A 407-nucleotide genomic window follows, 5' to 3' on the forward strand; every position below is an offset into this window, starting at 1 on the left:
GCCAGCATTATTACGTTTCACCCGGAAGCCTCCGAACACGTCGATCGCACTTTACAGCTGATCAAAGAGCATGGCTGTAAAGCGGGGCTGGTGTTCAACCCGGCAACACCGCTGAGTTATCTGGACTACGTCATGGATAAGCTCGACGTGATCCTGCTGATGTCCGTTAACCCAGGCTTTGGTGGACAGTCCTTTATCCCGCAAACGCTGGATAAGCTGCGCGAAGTGCGCCGTCGCATTGATGAATCTGGCTATGACATCCGTCTGGAAGTGGACGGCGGCGTTAAGGTGAACAACATTGGTGAAATCGCGGCTGCCGGTGCGGATATGTTTGTCGCAGGCTCTGCTATTTTCGACCAACCAGACTACAAAAAAGTCATTGATGAAATGCGCAATGAACTGGCGAA

General features: G+C 52.1%; 1 protein-coding gene. It reads left to right on the plus strand.

The genetic code is table 11. The features are described 5' to 3' along the window. A partial coding sequence (locus FDX22_RS20220) for a ribulose-phosphate 3-epimerase (RefSeq protein ID WP_304571784.1) occupies positions 1-407 on the plus strand: 407 nt, incomplete at both ends.

Origin of the sequence: Citrobacter sp. TBCS-14 (assembly GCF_005280805.1) — a bacterium.
GTDB lineage: Bacteria > Pseudomonadota > Gammaproteobacteria > Enterobacterales > Enterobacteriaceae > Citrobacter > Citrobacter gillenii.